The sequence below is a fragment of the Frankia sp. AgKG'84/4 genome (assembly GCF_023242965.2).
Lineage (GTDB): Bacteria > Actinomycetota > Actinomycetes > Frankiales > Frankiaceae > Frankia.
Genome location: NZ_JALKFU020000885.1, coordinates 1 through 869, shown reverse-complemented (window position 1 = coordinate 869; position 869 = coordinate 1). Strand labels below are relative to the sequence as shown.

Here is an 869-nt window from a genome sequence, read left to right as displayed (position 1 = left end):
GCGGCTGGCCGGGCGCACCCCAGCGGGTCGGCGCGGCCAGCAGCGGGTTGCTGGTGACCACCGGCACGGGCCGGGTGAGGGCCGCGACGGGGTCGACGATCCCGAAGCCGAACTCGACGTCACGCCCCCGCGGGCCGGCGTCCCGGGCGGTGGCGAGGAGCCGTTCGATGACGTTGGGCGCGTCCAGTTCGGGTCGGGCCGATCGGATGAGCGCGACCACGCCGGCGACGATCGCCGCCGAGTTGGAGGTGCCGGAACCGGTGTCCAGGCCGTCCGGCGAGACCCTGGTCGGCACCGGCGCGCGGATGCCGGGCGCGGGCGCGGCGATGACGGCCTGGGCGCCCTGGACGGAGCCGCGCCAGAACCCGCCCTGGGCCGTCGACCCGGTGACGGCCACGACGCCCGGGATGTTCGCCGGCGAGTTGATGTCGGTGTCGCCGGTGTCGGTGTTGCCGGCCGAGGCGACGACCACGACGTCGTGGGCGAGGGCGAAGGCGACGGCTTTCCGCTCGTCCGCGGTGGCGTCGCCGGCGGAGCCGAGGGACAGGCTGATGACGCCCGCGCCGAGGTCGATGGCGCGGTGGATGGCTACGGCGACCTCCGCGGAGTCGGCCTCGACGCCGGTCGAGATCGGCAGGATCCGCGCCGCCGGCGCGATGCCCCGGACCTCGGGGGCACCGTCGGCCGCGCGTCCCGCGATGAGGCCCGCCATCGCCGTGCCGTGGCCATCGGGATCGTCGTCGCGCCAGCCGTCGGTGGCGGCGTCCGGCCCCACCCCTGCGCCGCGGACGAGCTGGCCGCGCAGGTGTGGGGTGGTCGAATCGACCCCGCGGTCGATGACGGCGACGACGGCGCCCGCGCCCTGGCTG

Annotated in this window: 1 protein-coding gene; it reads right to left on the bottom strand. The window is 77.0% G+C overall.

From position 1 onward, the window contains the following. Nucleotides 1–869, bottom strand: an 869-nt coding sequence (locus MXD58_RS25840) for a S8 family serine peptidase (RefSeq protein ID WP_250610319.1), incomplete at both ends; no start/stop codon positions are given.